General features: G+C 62.0%; 14 protein-coding genes and 1 rRNA gene (1 of these 15 only partly in view). 11 read left to right on the top strand and 4 right to left on the bottom strand.

The annotated features are described in order from the left end of the window. Positions 1 to 52: 52 nt before the first annotated feature. From PverR02_RS21895 to PverR02_RS21885, 3 genes are all read right to left on the bottom strand, one after another. A complete protein-coding gene (locus PverR02_RS21895; protein WP_046382610.1) occupies positions 53 to 1,303 on the bottom strand; it encodes a flavin-containing monooxygenase in 1,251 nt (416 codons plus the stop codon). 88 nt (positions 1,304 to 1,391) lie between these two features. Further along, positions 1,392 to 1,841 (bottom strand): type II 3-dehydroquinate dehydratase, encoded by a 450-nt coding sequence (locus PverR02_RS21890; protein ID WP_079444402.1) that lies wholly within the window; start codon positions 1,839 to 1,841, stop codon positions 1,392 to 1,394. A 54-nt stretch (positions 1,842 to 1,895) separates the two neighbouring features. Continuing rightward, positions 1,896 to 2,318 (bottom strand): RidA family protein, encoded by a 423-nt coding sequence (locus tag PverR02_RS21885; RefSeq protein WP_017849372.1) that lies wholly within the window; start codon positions 2,316 to 2,318, stop codon positions 1,896 to 1,898. Positions 2,319 to 2,514: 196 nt separating this feature from the next. On the opposite strand from PverR02_RS21885, the gene PverR02_RS21880 reads away from it, so the two are divergent. From PverR02_RS21880 to PverR02_RS21840, 9 genes are all read left to right on the top strand, one after another. After that, positions 2,515 to 3,489: a LysR family transcriptional regulator gene (locus PverR02_RS21880; protein ID WP_017849371.1), complete on the top strand. Its 975-nt coding sequence runs from the start codon at positions 2,515 to 2,517 to the stop codon at positions 3,487 to 3,489. A 322-nt stretch (positions 3,490 to 3,811) separates the two neighbouring features. Then, positions 3,812 to 5,329 (top strand): amino acid ABC transporter permease/ATP-binding protein, encoded by a 1,518-nt coding sequence (locus PverR02_RS21875; RefSeq protein ID WP_046382612.1) that lies wholly within the window; start codon positions 3,812 to 3,814, stop codon positions 5,327 to 5,329. A 25-nt stretch (positions 5,330 to 5,354) separates the two neighbouring features. Then, on the top strand, positions 5,355 to 6,227 hold the full coding sequence (locus tag PverR02_RS21870) for a phytanoyl-CoA dioxygenase family protein (RefSeq protein ID WP_017849369.1): 873 nt from the start codon (positions 5,355 to 5,357) through the stop codon (positions 6,225 to 6,227). A gap of 27 nt (positions 6,228 to 6,254) precedes the next feature. Next, entirely contained in the window at positions 6,255 to 7,085 is an 831-nt protein-coding gene (locus tag PverR02_RS21865) for an ABC transporter substrate-binding protein (RefSeq protein ID WP_079444401.1), read from the top strand. Positions 7,086 to 7,135: 50 nt separating this feature from the next. Continuing rightward, a complete protein-coding gene (locus PverR02_RS21860) occupies positions 7,136 to 7,867 on the top strand; it encodes a class II aldolase and adducin N-terminal domain-containing protein (protein WP_079444400.1) in 732 nt (243 codons plus the stop codon). A gap of 9 nt (positions 7,868 to 7,876) precedes the next feature. Then, positions 7,877 to 8,554 carry a DUF1028 domain-containing protein gene (locus tag PverR02_RS21855; RefSeq protein ID WP_017849366.1) on the top strand — a complete coding sequence of 226 codons (678 nt, stop codon included), beginning with the start codon at positions 7,877 to 7,879 and terminating at the stop codon, positions 8,552 to 8,554. Beyond that, on the top strand, positions 8,551 to 9,702 hold the full coding sequence (argE, locus tag PverR02_RS21850) for an acetylornithine deacetylase (protein ID WP_017849365.1): 1,152 nt from the start codon (positions 8,551 to 8,553) through the stop codon (positions 9,700 to 9,702). Before PverR02_RS21855 ends, argE begins: the two co-directional genes overlap by 4 nt. Positions 9,703 to 9,740: 38 nt before the next feature. Continuing rightward, on the top strand, positions 9,741 to 10,436 hold the full coding sequence (locus tag PverR02_RS21845) for a tRNA (adenine(22)-N(1))-methyltransferase (RefSeq protein ID WP_026140332.1): 696 nt from the start codon (positions 9,741 to 9,743) through the stop codon (positions 10,434 to 10,436). 241 nt (positions 10,437 to 10,677) lie between these two features. After that, complete coding sequence (locus PverR02_RS21840; RefSeq protein WP_079444399.1) at positions 10,678 to 12,735, top strand: methyl-accepting chemotaxis protein; 2,058 nt, start codon at positions 10,678 to 10,680, stop codon at positions 12,733 to 12,735. Between the two features lie 24 nt (positions 12,736 to 12,759). On the opposite strand, the gene PverR02_RS21835 is transcribed toward PverR02_RS21840, so the two are convergent. Continuing rightward, positions 12,760 to 12,906 carry a DUF2986 domain-containing protein gene (locus tag PverR02_RS21835; RefSeq protein ID WP_017849362.1) on the bottom strand — a complete coding sequence of 49 codons (147 nt, stop codon included), beginning with the start codon at positions 12,904 to 12,906 and terminating at the stop codon, positions 12,760 to 12,762. A 134-nt stretch (positions 12,907 to 13,040) separates the two neighbouring features. Between PverR02_RS21835 and PverR02_RS21830 the strand changes: the two genes are divergently transcribed. After that, complete coding sequence (locus PverR02_RS21830) at positions 13,041 to 14,222, top strand: PDDEXK-like family protein (protein ID WP_079444398.1); 1,182 nt, start codon at positions 13,041 to 13,043, stop codon at positions 14,220 to 14,222. 417 nt (positions 14,223 to 14,639) lie between these two features. Next, positions 14,640 to 15,302, top strand: a 16S ribosomal RNA gene (locus PverR02_RS21820); it runs 874 nt beyond the window's last position.

Here is a 15,302-nt window from a genome sequence, read left to right as displayed (position 1 = left end):
AAAGCGGCGATTGTAACGGTTCGAGCGTTGAAATGTCGCTGGGAACAAGGCGCTAAGCCTTGCCATACGCCATGTACTCGTTCTGCAACACGATGTGATCCGCCACGTACTTCGCATCATGCCAAACCCCATAGATAAACGACGACGCCCGGTTTACCAGGTTTGGCAGGCCCAGGAAGTAGATCCCGCTCTGTGCCGAAATCCCGCGTTTGTGGAACGGTTCGCCGTTCTCGTCGAACGCATCCACCTTCAACCAACTGAAGTCGAACTTGAAGCCGGTGGCCCATAGAATCGTGGTCACGCCGGCTTCGGCCAGGTCCAGGCTGAGGGTCGGGTTCAGCAGGCATTGCGGGTCGGGCAGCAGTTCCCAGGCTTGCGGTTCTTCGGGGAACGGCAAGCCGTTTGCCTCGATGTACGCATCGGCGTCGCGCAGTACGTCGAAGTACGCCCGATCGCCCTGCGCCACGTTGGCGGCCAGGCCTGGGGCGAAGGTCATGACGCCTGCGTTCCACTGTTCGGTGACGCCCACCAGGTTGATCCCTTGATGCGCGAGGCGGCGGAAGTCGACGGTCTTGCCGCCTTCGTAGCCGCTGACGGCAAAGGCCACGTGTTTTTTCTTCGGCTGGATTTTGACTTCGTCCCACAGGCCCAGGGCGCCGAGCCACCAGCAGTAGTCGCGGCCGCGGTAGGCGCGGGGAGGGCGGTAGTGTTCGCCGACCGAGAGGTACACGGTTTTGCCGGCCTTTTGCAGTTCTTCGGCGATTTGCGCGCCGGAGGCCCCGGCGCCGACCACCAGCACGGCGCCTTCGGGCAGTTGGCCGGGGTTCTTGTAGGCGCAGGAATGCAACTGATGCAGCGGCGCGGTGGCGGGGACGATGTCCGGGATCGAGGGGCGTTGGAACGGGCCGGTGGCGGCCACCACGTTAGCGGCCTCGATCACGCCCGCCGAGGTGGTCACCTTGAAGCCGGGGCGCCCGACATGGCGCTCCACTTGCTGCACTTCGACGCCGGTACGCACCGGGGCGTTGAGCATTTCGACATAGGCTTGGAAGTAGTCGGCCATGCGCTCCTTGGGCGGGAAGGCTTCGGGGGAGATGCCGTCGAATTTCAGGCCGGGGAAGCGGTCGTGCCAGGCCGGGCCGTTGGCGACCAGCGAGTCCCAGCGCTCCGAACGCCAGCGCTCGGCGATGCGGCTGCGCTCCAGCACGATATGCGGCACGCCCATCAGGGACAGGTGTTCGCTCATGGCGACGCCGGCCTGGCCAGCGCCGACTACCAGGGTGTTGATGGTTTCTACTGACATAGGAAGGGCCTGAATAGTAAGAAGTCTGTCTGAAAAGAACGGGCGCGGTCGCGGTGGACCGCCAATGTGGACGCGTGGGTGATACCGTTCACTGCGGCGGCTCTGTGAGCAGTTCGGCCACCGCCGTGAGTGCCAGTTGGTAACCCAGCGCGCCCAGCCCGGCGACCACGCCGGTGGCGGCTTTGGACACGTAGGAGTGATGCCGGAAGCTTTCGCGCTTCCAGATATTGCTCATGTGCGCTTCGATGATCGGGCCGTCGAACGCCAGCAGCGCATCGAGGATCGGCACCGAGCTGTAGCTCAGCCCGGCGGCGTTGATCACGATGGCGTCGGCGTTCAGGCGGGCCTCTTGAATCCAGTCCACCAGCACGCCTTCATGGTTGCTCTGGCGAAAGTCCAGGGTCAGGTCCAACTTCGCGGCGTGGCCCTGGCAACGCGCTTCGATGCTGGCGAAGCTGGCACTGCCGTAGGTGCCGTCCTTGCCCAGCCCATAGAGGTTGGCGTTGGGGCCATTGAGGAAGTACACGGTGTGGGGCATGAGGTTCTCCGGCTTATTCGGCGAGGTGCAGCACGAGGTGGGCGTCGGCCGCCTTCATACGCTCCAGTCGTCCGGCACCACGGCGATCACATCGATCTCCATCAACCACTCCGGTTGACCGAGGCCGGAAATCACCAGCCCGGTGGAAATCGGGAACACGCCCTTGAGCCATTTGCCGACCTCCTGGTACACCGGCTCGCGGTAGCGCGGGTCGATCAGATAGGTGGTGGTCTTGACGATATGGGACAGGTCGGAACCCGCCTCCTCAAGCAGTTGCTTGACGTTTTTCATGGCCTGTTCGGCCTGGGCACGCGGGTCGCCGAGGCCGACCAGGTTGCCGTCGAAATCGGTGCCGATCTGGCCGCGCACATAGATGGTGTTGCCGGCGCGCACGGCCTGGCACAGGTCGTTGTCCAGCGCCTGGTTGGGATAGGTCTGTTTGGTATTGAACATGCGGATACGGGTATGGGTGGGCATGGCGAGCGACTCGTCGGCAGCGGGATGCAATCAGCTTCACATCGCCGGTCGCCGGACGAAACCAGCATTTGTGCGGGGTAGTGCTTAGGAAAAACCGAAGCCCGTGCAGGTCATCGCCCTGCGCAGGGCCCGCGCCTATCCCGGCATGAACCCTGCAACGCGCTGGGCATACAGTCATTACCGAGGTACAGGCCTGATGCTCAGTCGTATCACTCAGCGCCAACTGGAATATTTCGTCGCGTCGGGCGAGGCCGGCAGCATCAGTGCCGCGGCTGAACGCATCCATGTTTCGTCGCCGTCGATCTCGGCGGCGATCACTCACATGGAGGCCGAGCTGGGCATCCAGCTGTTTATCCGGCATCACGCCCAGGGCATTTCGCTGACGGCCGTGGGGCGCCTGGTGATGCAAGAAGCCAAGCAGATCCTGGAGCAGGTGAGCAACCTCTACACCATCGCCTCGGAGTCGTTGAACACCGTGCGCGGGCCGCTGCGCGTGGGTTGCCTGGAGTCGCTGGCGCCGATGATCACCCCCGAGCTGGTGTTTGGTTTCGGTCGTGCGTTTCCCGGCGTGCGCCTGACCCAGGCCGAAGGCAACCACGAGGAATTGCTGGAAAAACTGCGCAGCGGCGAGCTGGACATCGCCCTGACCTACGACCTGGTGACCAGCCCCGACATCGATTTCCAACCCCTGGCGCACCTGCCGCCGTATGTGATGGTCGGCGAGTACCACCCGCTGGCGAGTCTGTCGGCAGTCAGCATGCAGGACCTGGAGGCGTACCCGGTGGTGCTGCTCGACACGCCCTGGAGCCGCGACTATTTCCTCAGCCTGTTTATGCAGGCAGGCACCACGCCGAACATCATCATGCGCTCCACCAACCTCGAAACGGTGCGCGCCATGGTCGGCAACGGGATCGGTTATTCCTTCGCGAATGCGCGGCCCAAATCGAACCTGTCCCAGGACGGCAAACGCGTGATCCGCCTGCGCCTGGCGGGCGCGCACCGGCCGATGAAGCTGGGCTACGCCACGGCGAGCAACACCCAGCTGTCGCGTGTGGTGTCGGCGTTTGCCGAGCGCTGCCGCATGTTTGTGTCCGACCAGTACATCCCCGGCATGGCCCCGCCGAGCTTTTTTGACCCGCATGCGGTGCGCTCGCTCAGCAGTGTGAGCTGAATTTGCACCAAAAGGTGGCGTGTTCGGCGCGGTGAGTTCAGGCGCGCACCCTTTCGGTCAGGGCCTACAGCCTATCCAATGTGGGAGGGGGCTTGCCCCCGATTGCAGTGGGTCAGCTTGCTGATGTGTTGCTGATGCGCCGCTATCGGGGGCAAGCCCCCTCTCACATTGATTTTTGGTGGTTTCGAGGGCGGCGGCGGGCTGCGTAGGTTCTGCCTACCCAGTGGACCGGGTTTTACGAATTGACCCCAAGGGCCCGTCCCCACGACTCTGAATTCATTGACGCAGATCAACTTCTTTTTTGGGGCAGGGCAGCGCGACGATGACATTCGACTGGAATTATATGTTGGGTCTGCTGGGTGACGCCGAGTTCTGGCGCGCAACGTGGACGGTGATCAAGCTCAGCACCCTGACCTGGGTCTTGAGTATCGGTCTGGGCTTTCTGCTGGCGCTGGCCAAGCAATCCAGACATGGGCTGCTCAGCGTTCCTGCGCGTGGCTATATCTGGCTGTTCCGCAGCCTGCCGTTGTTGGTGCTGTTGATCTTTATCTACAACCTGCCGCAAGCGCTGCCCGGCACGTCGGCGATTCTGGCCGACCCGTTCTGGTCCGGCCTGTTGGCCCTGGTGATCTGCGAAACGGCGTATGTGGCCGAGATCCATCGCGGCGGTCTGCTCTCGATCCCCAAAGGCCAGGGCGAGGCAGCGCGGGCGTTGGGCTTGAAGTTTTTCGGCACCCAATGGCGCGTGGTGATCCCCCAGGCTGTGCGGGTGGCGCTGCCGTCCCTGGCCAACGAATACATCTCCATCGTCAAGCTCACCTCGCTGGTGTCGGTGATCTCGCTGACGGAAATCCTGATGGTCGGCCAGCGCCTGTATTCGCAGAACTTCCTGGTGATCGAAACCATGGCGGCGGTGGCGTTTTTCTACGTGTTTATCGTCACCGTGTTCGACTTCCTGCTCAAACGCCTGGAGCGCTTTCTCGACGTCAACCAACGCAATGTGTCGCGGGTTCCCGATGCGGCGGTGCTGGCGCTGGCCACGCAACAACGGGTTGCGCTGCAACGCCCGGCAACCACCGGGGCCCCGGCGCTGCAAGCCACGCGGCTGCACAAGGCCTACAACGACATTGAGGTGCTGGGCTCGGTCAACCTGCAGGTCCAGCCCGGTGAAGTGGTGTCGGTGATCGGGCCGTCGGGGTCGGGCAAAACCACCTTGATTCGCCTGCTCAACGGCCTGGAGCAACTGGACAACGGCGAGATCAAGATCAACGGCCAGCCGTTCATCCACCTGAACAAAACCGGCGCGCAGAAACCGCAGTACGTCGAACACGCCGAGCATCGCCTGAACATCGGCATGGTGTTCCAGAGCTTCAACCTGTTCCCGCATTTGAGCGTGCTCGACAACCTGCTGATGGCGCCGAAATACCACGGCCTGGGGCGTACCGACGCGCTCAAGCAACAGGCCTACGCGCTGCTGCACAAGGTTGGCATGCTCGACCACGCCTGGAAGTACCCGCACCAACTCTCCGGCGGCCAGCAGCAACGCGTGGCGATCGCCCGCGCGTTGATGATGCGCCCGCAGATCATGCTGTTCGACGAGCCCACCTCGGCGCTCGACCCGGAGAAAGTCAACGAAGTGCTGCAAGTCATCGAAGCCTTGGCCGAGGAGGGCATCACCATGGTGATCGTCACCCACGAGATGAATTTCGCGTTCAAGGTCTCCGATCGGATCGTGTTCATGGAGAAGGGGCGTGTGGTCTGCGACGACACGCCTGCGGTATTGCGCAGCGGCCAGAACCCACGCGTGGAGGCGTTCCTCAAGGACGTCTCGCTGGCGTGACCCTCTAACGTTCAGGAAAAACAAAATGATCGAGCAACATCAAATCGAGCAGTTCCAGCGCGACGGCTACCTGGTGGTGGAAGGCGTGTTGTCGATGGACGAAGTGGCCGCGTTGCAGCACGACTTCGACCAATGGGTAGAGGAAAGTCGCCGCCATGACCAGGGCTGGGGCACCACCGTGGATGGCCGCGCACGCTTCGATCTGGAGGGCGACCATCGCGCCGATCACCCGTCGCTGCGGCGGGTCAGTTCGCCCACCGAGATTTCCCCGGTGTATGAGCGCGTGGCGTTGCATTCACGCATGGCGGCGATTTCCGCGCAGTTGATCGGCGCCAGTGGCACGCGCTTTCACCACAGCAAGATCAACTCGAAGCTGCCCCGCACCGCGACCCAGGTGAAGTGGCACCAGGACTTTTTATTCACGCCCCACAGCAACGACGACATCATCACCGCCTTGCTGATGGTCAGCGAAGTGACCCCGCAAAACGGCCCGCTGAATGTGATCCCCGGCAGCCATAAAGGCCCGCTGTGGTCGCACTGGCAGAACCAGCGTTTCACCGGCGCGGTGGACGATGCCGTGGTCGCGCAACACTGTCGGCAACCGGTCGCCTGCTACGGCCCGGCCGGTTCCGTGTGCTTCATGCACACCCGGCTTTTGCATGCCTCCAGCCCTAACGAGACCGAACTGCCGCGCACCCTGTTCATCAGCGTCTACGCCGCTGAAGACGCGCTGCCATTCGGCGAAAACCCTCTGCCCAGCGCACATGCCGGCCTGCTGGTGGCCGGTGAAGAAAGTGGCTTGATACGTTCCACGGACAACCAACTGCGCTTGCCGCAGAAACCCCGTGGCGCGTCTTTCTTCGTGCAACAGGCCGGACAAGATTCTGCCACTGCCTAACCTCCCAACCCCTTGCAGGTATTGACCATGACAGCGTTTCGTAAAAGTGTTCGTCCCCTTGCCGTGTGCCTGCTGGGCGCAGCGGTTGCGATGACCTCGTTGGCGGCTTCGGCGTTCCAGCAGGACGGCAAGATCATCGCCGGTTCCGATGTGACGTTCTTCCCCTATGAGTACATGGATAACAACAAGCCAGCGGGCTTCGATATCGAGTTCATGGACGGCCTGGGCAAGGTCATGGGGCGCAAGGTCGAGACCCTCGACACGCGTTTCCCCAACCTGATCACCGGCCTGCAGGCCGGGCGTTTCGATGTGACCAACTCGTCGATGTACATCACCGCCGAGCGGGTCAAGGTCATCGACATGATCCCCTACCTGAAAAGCGGTGAGTCGATCCTGACCCTCAAGGACAGCACCTTCCAACCCAAGACCCCCGAGGAGTTCTGCGGCCACAAGATCGGTTCCATGGGCGCTACGTCCTGGCTCGCGCAGATGAACAAACTGTCGGCCGAGTACTGCGTGGCCAAGGGCTTGAAGCCGATCCAGATCAGCGAGTACAGCACCGACCCGCAAACCACCCAGGCGTTGCTGGCCCATGCGGTCGAAGCGCAGATCACCGACGCGGCCGTGGCCCGTGGCGTGATCGACAAGCTGGGCAGCCGCGTGGTGATTTCCTCCGACGCCTTGATCTACCCGGTGCTGAACGGCTTCGGCGTGAAGAAGGGCAACGACACGGTGAAAAAAGCCTTGCTCGACGGCCTGGAGAAGTACCGCGCCACGCCGGAATACGCGGCCTTGCTCAAGAAGTACAACTTCGAGGCCCCCACCGATGCCGACCTTGCGGCGCTGATGCCCAAGTAAGCCTATTGCGCGGCCGCTGTCTTGCGGTCGCGCCCTGCGGAGACCGATCCATGGCGTTATCCCTCGAAGAACAGACGCGCATCGACCTGGCAGCGACCTTTCGCATCGTCGCCCACCTGGGTATGCACGAAGCGGTGGCCAACCACTTCAGCGCTGCCGTGTCGGCCGATGGCAAACAGTTTTTGCTCAACCCGAAGTGGAAGCACTTCTCGCGCATTCGCGCCAGCGACCTGCTGCTATTGAACGCCGATGACCCCAACTGTGCCGACCACCCGAACGTGGACGCCACCGCCTGGTCGATCCACGGGCAGATCCACCAACTGCTGCCGCACACCCGCGCCGTGCTGCACCTGCACCCGGTCTACACCACGGCGGTGGCGTGCCTGGCCAAGCCGCACATCCCGGCGATCGACCAGAACACCGCGCGCTATTTCAACCGCGTGGCGGTGGACGAACTCTACGGCGGCATGGCCGATACCGAAGCCGAAGGCGCGCGCCTGGTCGGCCTGCTCGACGGCAAGAGCCGCCTGTTGATGGGCAACCATGGCGTGATGGTGACCGCTTCGTCCATCGATGAAGCGTTCGACGATATCTGGACCCTGGAGCGCGCCTGCCAGATCCTCGTCACGGCGTGGTCCACCGGGCAGCCGCTGCGCGTGTTGTCCGATGAAGTGGCGGAAAAAACCGCGCGGGGCTGGGAAGGCATCACCGATTTCTCGCGCCAGCATTTTGAAGAAATGAAGCAAATGATGATCGATGCCGATGCGTCGGTGCTCGACTGAGGAAGCGCTATGACCTTTTCCGTTGTTGCCCGCTGTGCCGAGACGGGCCAGTTGGGGATCGCCATCAGTTCGTCGAGCATCGCCGTGGGCGCGCGTTGCCCGTGGCTGCGCCCCGGTGTGGGCGCGGTGGCGTCGCAGAACATCACTTTGCCGAGCCTGGGCCCGCAGATTCTCGACCTGCTGGAGCAGGGCATGACGCCGAGTGAAGCCGTGGCGGCAGTGTTCGCCGGGCAGGACCATCGCGACTATCGGCAGGTGACGGTGATCGATAGGCTGGGCCGCACCGCGCACTTCAGCGGCGCGCAGACCCTCGGCCTGCATGCCGCGCAGAGCGGCGAGCAATGTGTTGCGGCCGGGAACATGCTGGCCAATCCCGGTGTGATTGCCGCGATGGTCGGCGCGTTCGAAAACGCCTCGGGGCATCTGGCTGACCGGCTGCTCGCCGCGATGCACGCAGGCCAGGCCCTCGGCGGCGAAGCGGGGCCGGTGCATTCGGCGGCCCTGGTGGTGGTCGACGATCTGCTCTGGCCCATCGTCAATCTGCGCGTGGACTGGGCCGATGCCGAGCCGATCGGCGCCCTCGATCAGTTGTGGCAGGCCTATCGCGGGCAACTGCAAGACTACCTCGACCGCGCCCTGCACCCGCACATCGCGCCGGGCTATGCGGTGCCGGGAGATGACCGATGAGCCACAGCCGTGACCTGCTGGCGCAACTGGTGCGTTTCGACACCACCAGCCGCGAATCCAACCTCGCGTTGATCGACTTCGTGCGTACTTATTTGCAGGGCCACGGCGTCGCCTGTGAACTGGTGTTCAACGAACACAAGAACAAGGCCAACCTGCTGGCGACCATCGGCCCGGCGGATGTGCCCGGCATCGTGTTGTCCGGGCATACCGATGGGGTGCCGGTGGACGGCCAGCGCTGGAGCGTGGCGCCATTCGACCTCACCGAACAAGACGGCAAGTTGTACGGGCGTGGCACCGCCGACATGAAGGGCTATATCGCCTGTGTGTTGGCCTGTGTGCCGGCGCTGGTGCGGGCGTCGTTGCGCATGCCGGTGCATATCGCGCTGTCCTATGACGAGGAGGTGGGGTGCCTGGGCGTGCGTTCATTGATCGAACGGTTTTGCGCGCAGCCGGTCAAGCCGCTGTTGTGCGTGATCGGCGAGCCCACCGAGCTCAAGCCGGTGCTGGGGCACAAAGGCAAATTGGCCATGCGTTGCGATGTGCATGGCGCGGCGTGTCATTCGGCCTATGCGCCGTCGGGCGTCAACGCCATCGAATACGCGGCCTGCTTGATCCGGGAGCTGGTGCGGCTCGGTGAAGAACTCAAGGCGCCGCAACACCTGAACGCGGCGTTCGATCCGCCGTTTTCCACGGTGCAAACCGGGGTGATGAGCGGCGGCAAGGCGCTGAATATCGTGCCGCAGCAGTGCAGCTTCGATTTCGAAGTACGCTCGCTGCCGGCCCAGGACCCGTGGCAGGTGGCGCACCAGTTACGGTTGTATGCCGAGCACACCCTGCTGCCGGCGATGCAGGCGGTGAGTGCGCAGTGCGCGATCGGTTTCAGTGAGTTGTCCAGCTATCCGGGGTTGGCGACTTCGTCGCAAAGCCAGGCCGCTGAGTGGGTCGCGCAGTTTTGCGGTTCGCGGGACTTCGGTACCGTCGCCTTCGGCAGCGAAGGCGGGTTGTTCGATCAGGCGGGGATTCCCACCGTGGTGTGCGGGCCGGGCAGCATGGAGCAGGGGCACAAGGCGGATGAATTCATCAGCCTGCAACAACTGGATGCCTGTGATCGAATGCTGGAGCGGGTGGTGGAGTTTGTGCGTCAATAGCCCTCGCACTGACACTCGTGGTGAAGAAGGGGCCCCAGTTGAACGAACACACATTGTCCATGCGCCTGGAACGCGTGGCGGCGCATGTGCCGGCCGGGGCGCGGTTGGCGGATATCGGCTCCGACCATGGCTACCTGCCGGTGGCGTTGCTGCGCCGCGGCCTGATCGCGGCGGCGGTGGCGGGGGAGGTGGCCGCGACGCCATTCCAGGCCGCCGAACGCACCGTGCGTGAAAATGGCCTGGAGCGACATGTCAGCGTGCGCCTGGCCGATGGCCTGGCAGCCATCGAACCCGGCGACGCGATCAGTGCGATCAGCGTCTGCGGCATGGGCGGCGAGACCATCCGCGACATCCTCGACAGCGGCAAGGCCTGCCTCACCGGCCAGGAGCGCCTGATCCTGCAACCCAACGGCGGTGAACAACCGTTGCGCCAATGGCTGATGGACAACGGTTACCGCATCCTGGTCGAAGAGTTGTTGCGGGAAAACCGCTTCTACTACGAGATCATCGTCGCCGAGCGCGCCGAACCGCGGGTGTACAGTGCCGAGGAGTTGTACTTCGGCCCGCTGCACCTGCAGGCCCGCAGCCCGGACTTCCTGGCCAAGTGGCAACGCCTGCTGCGGCAAAAGCAGAAAACCCTGGCCGGTTTCGAACAGGCCCGCCAGGCGTTACCGCCGGCCAAGGTGCAAGAGGTCGCCCGGCAAGTGCAGTGGATCACCGCGTTGCTGGCGTGACCGCAGCGGGTTGATCGAACCCACTCGCTACGCGGTCGTTCCCGGCGCTGAGTGCTTTCGCCCCATCTTCGCGCACGGCACACGATTTTTCGGGTGTCGCACCGCCTGTTCAGGGGGGCGCTCTCTGCGGCCCGTATCTTGCTTGAGCCTTCCCAATCAATGACATGGCACTTTGCCGTTAGTCATTTCAAGGCGTCACCCATCGTTGCCGCGTGTGGGTGGTTTTAGGGAGTAGTCGGCCATGCACAGTCTTTTGTCACCCGGTATCCGCCTGCTCGGACGTTTCGGCTTCGCACGCAAATTCCAGATTCTGTTCATTCTGTTCATGCTGCCCTTGGCCGGGAGCCTCTGGATGATCGGGCTGGACTATCGCGACAAACTCGCGGTGATTTCCAGCGAAAAGTCCGGCGTTTCTCAACTGCTGACCCTGGACGCGCTAGATGGCCAATTAACGGCCCAACGCAACCTGGCGTCGCGCTGGAAAGCGCTGGACCTGCTGCGTGAACCGACTCCCGCAGCCAAGGCGGCGATGGACCAGGTGGATGCGAACAACCCGCTCATCCTGCAAAGCCTGCAAGCCCTGGGCGACGCGCTCAAGAAACAGGGCGCGAGCGCCGATACCCTGGCCCGCTTCGATACGTTGCAGGCAGCGGTCAAGGGGATGGATGTGCAATCCCTGCGCACCGTCGGCTGGTGGCCAGACGGCTACGACCGCTTCACCTCAGCGCTGAGCGCCATGCAAACCCTGCGTGAACAGATCACCCTCGACGCCGGCCTGATCCTCGACCCCTGGTTGGAGACTTACCTGCTGATGCAGATTTCCAGCCAGCACACGCCGGACCTGATCGAGCGTATCGGGCGCATGGCCAGTATCGGTCAGTCGTCCATCGCCTCGGGCCAGTTCACCTTGCAAAGCCGCTTGCAGATGCGCGACCTGCGCGGCCGTATCGGCGATGCGCGGGACCAGTTGGTCAAGGCTGCGGCATCGCTCAAGGCCAAGCCATACGCCGGCCTGGAACCCTGGACCGCGCAGTACGACAACAGCCTGCAACAACTGGACAGCGAGCTCAAAGTGCTCGACGACGGCGTGTTTGGCGGCACCATCAAGCTTGACCCTGCCAGTTTCGAGCGCAGTGTCGACACCATGCTCGGCAGCCTGGGCGCGTTGCGCAAGCAGTCTCTCGGCTCGCTGGATGCGCGCCTGACCCATTACCACGACCGCTCCTTGCAGCAATTCATCCCCGTAGCGGCTGTTTTCAGCCTGCTGGCCCTGGCGGCGCTGTACCTGTTCATGTGCCTGCAAGCGTCGATCCGCCGCAGTGCCAGCGGTATCACCACGCTGGCTGAGTCGTTGCGCGACGGCAACCTGTGTGTGGAAGTGGCTGTGGACGGTCGCGATGAGCTGGCGGCGATCAGCGCGGCGCTCAACGTGGCGGTGGTGCAACTGCGTACCAGCCTGCTGGGGGTCAATCACGAGACTCAGCAACTCGGGTCGGCGGTGCTTACGCTCAATTCGCAGTCGGGCAGTACCCTCAGCGACGTCGAAGACCAGCAACACCAGATCAGCCAGATCGCTGCGGCGGCGACGCAATTGGCCGCCACCTCCATGGGCGTCGCCAAAAGTTGTGAGCAAGCCTCCGGCAGTGCCCAACACACCCGCCGCATCGCTGAAGACAGCAGCCGCGACAGCCAGCGCACCACGGCGAGCATCCAGCAACTCAACCAGCGCCTGACCGACACCGCCAACGCCCTGGAGCAAGTGAGCCAACAGGGCCAGCAGATTCAGTCGGTGGTCGACACCATTCGAGGTATCGCCGAGCAAACCAACCTGTTGGCACTCAACGCCGCCATCGAAGCCGCGCGAGCCGGCGAACAGGGCAGGGGGTTTGCCGTGGTCGCCGATGAAGTGCGCAGCCTGTCGCAACGCACCCAGGCCTCCACCGCGCAAATCGCCGGCACCGTCGACAGCCTGCGCGCCACGGTCAGCCAGGCCGTCACACTGATGAGCGTCGCCTGTGCCCAGGCGCTGACCGATGCCGAATCCGTTACCGGGCTGGGCGCGCGGCTGGGCGAGATCGCTGGAGCCGTGCAGAACGTCACCGACACCCTGGCGCACATCGCGGCGGCGGTGGAAGAACAAGCGACGACGGCGGACGAGGTGAGCGGCAATATCCAGCAAGTGGACCAGGCGGCGGGGCGCTTGCTCGATGGCGCGCGGGCGGTGAATCAGGCAGCGGATACGTTGAGCAAGGGCAGTCGTGCGCTGAGTGACAACACCGCACGTTTCCGCCTGAGCTGAATAGGCCGCCGGGTGTAAGCCGGTCTAGTTTGTGTCCTGACTGGACTCTACTTCGAGTTTCAATCGGTCAGCCTTGCTGATGTACTTGTCCTTGGTTTTCGGCGCCAATTTGGCACTGGCCTTTTTCGCGTTGGCCTTTAATAGCTGATTGATCTTTTTACGACGGTTCATGTTGGTCTCACCCACCTGGTCAATTCTCGAATGATATCAGCTAAAAACAATGGGCCCGATTTTGACGGTGCGGTGTCATAAAATAGTGGCACAATGCCTCATCCTCAGGCATCGCAAGCACAAGGAGATGAGCCTTGCACCTATTGATCACTCGCGCCGCCTCACTCAGGGCCACGCTTCATCGCCCTGAACCCTTCAATCTGTTCACGCTGTTGCGCAGCGCTTCGGACGAGGTCCGCCTGCACTCTCGCTATCTGGCTTTTTTGCTTAACCCCAAGGGCGCCCACGCCGCGGGCGGGAAACTGCTGGAGCTGTGGCTCGCGGCGTTGAATATAGAAGGCTTCGATTGTCGCGCTGTCACGGTGGATGTCGAGTACCGCAATGTCGACATCCTGATCCGCAACGGCAAGCGCCAGGCGATCATCATTGAGAACAAGCTCAACGCCGAGGACCAGGACGCCCAGTTGCACCGTTACCTGGAAGCGCTCCAGGGCGAGGGCTACCAGACGTTCCCGCCGTTGTACCTCACCCTGGACGGGCGCGACGCCGACACGCGCAGTTGCCTGGGGATCGACTACCAACGTATCAGCTACGCCGCCGACATCCTGCCCTGGCTTGCGCAATGCCAACCTTGGGTGATCCGCGAAGCGGGCGTGCGAGAAAGCCTGCTGCAGTACATCGACCTCATCGCAAAACTGACTTTCCAGAACCAAGGACACGCCTACATGGACGCGCTCAAGCAGACGTTACGCCAGGACAACAACCTGCTCGTGGTCAAGGACCTGCAGAGAGCCTTCACCGAGACGCTCAAAGACCTGCAACTGGAACTCTGGCAAGCCGTTGCCAAGTGCGTCGAAGATAAATACCCCGCGCTGCCCAAGCCCTCTGAAGCGCCCACCGCGGCGGTTATCGACCGTTACTACAGCGCGGCCAGGGATAACCGTTATTACGGCCTTCACTACGAGCTGGGCTTTATGGCGGGCTCGGTCTACATCGAGCTCAATCATCGCTTCTATTGTGGCTATTGCTGCGATGCCGAATCCCATCCTCGCGATTTCGGGCAACTGGAAATGTTGACGCTGTTGTTGGAGAACGATGGCGTCAGCGAAAATGGCTTGCTCTGGCGCTTCACCACCGAACTCAATATGAAACACCCCAGCGACGAGCACCTGATGACACTGCTTGCATCGGGGACGCGAGCGCAAGCGGCAGAGCGCATGGCAGACGACCTGTACGACCTCTGGTACAAGGCGCATGAACTCTACGGCGCAGCAGCGTCGGGCGCGGGCCGCATGACGGCCGATCAGCCAGGCTGAGGTTTGGGGCCGCGCCGCTGGACAGCTACTTGCCCTACTCAGACTCCCGAGCCTGAGTAGGGAAAAGAATTTTCAGGCGGGGGTTGACCACGTAATTTAATCCTGTATTATTTGCCTCCCGCTAACGAGCAGTTCGCTGCTGGTCTGGCTTAAGTAATTGATTTTGTTGATAAAATTAAAAACTTTTAGGGTTGCTACTTCGAAGAGTGTGCTGTAGAGTGCGCTCCTCGGTTGAGACGAAAGATCTTAACCAACCGCTCTTTAACAACTGAATCAAGCAATTCGTGTGGGTGCTTGTGGAGTCAGACTGATAGTCAACAAGATTATCAGCATCACAAGTTACTCCGCGAGAAATCAAAGATGTAACCAACGATTGCTGAGCCAAGTTTAGGGTTTCTTAAAAACCCAAAGATGTTTGAACTGAAGAGTTTGATCATGGCTCAGATTGAACGCTGGCGGCAGGCCTAACACATGCAAGTCGAGCGGTAGAGAGAAGCTTGCTTCTCTTGAGAGCGGCGGACGGGTGAGTAATGCCTAGGAATCTGCCTGGTAGTGGGGGATAACGTTCGGAAACGGACGCTAATACCGCATACGTCCTACGGGAGAAAGCAGGGGACCTTCGGGCCTTGCGCTATCAGATGAGCCTAGGTCGGATTAGCTAGTTGGTGAGGTAATGGCTCACCAAGGCGACGATCCGTAACTGGTCTGAGAGGATGATCAGTCACACTGGAACTGAGACACGGTCCAGACTCCTACGGGAGGCAGCAGTGGGGAATATTGGACAATGGGCGAAAGCCTGATCCAGCCATGCCGCGTGTGTGAAGAAGGTCTTCGGATTGTAAAGCACTTTAAGTTGGGAGGAAGGGCAGTTACCTAATACGTGATTGTTTTGACGTTACCGACAGAATAAGCACCGGCTAACTCTGTGCCAGCAGCCGCGGTAATACAGAGGGTGCAAGCGTTAATCGGAATTACTGGGCGTAAAGCGCGCGTAGGTGGTTAGTTAAGTTGGATGTGAAATCCCCGGGCTCAACCTGGGAACTGCATTCAAAACTGACTGACTAGAGTATGGTAGAGGGT

The organism is Pseudomonas veronii (assembly GCF_002028325.1).
GTDB lineage: Bacteria > Pseudomonadota > Gammaproteobacteria > Pseudomonadales > Pseudomonadaceae > Aquipseudomonas > Aquipseudomonas veronii.
This window is presented reverse-complemented; position numbering and strand designations above follow the sequence as displayed.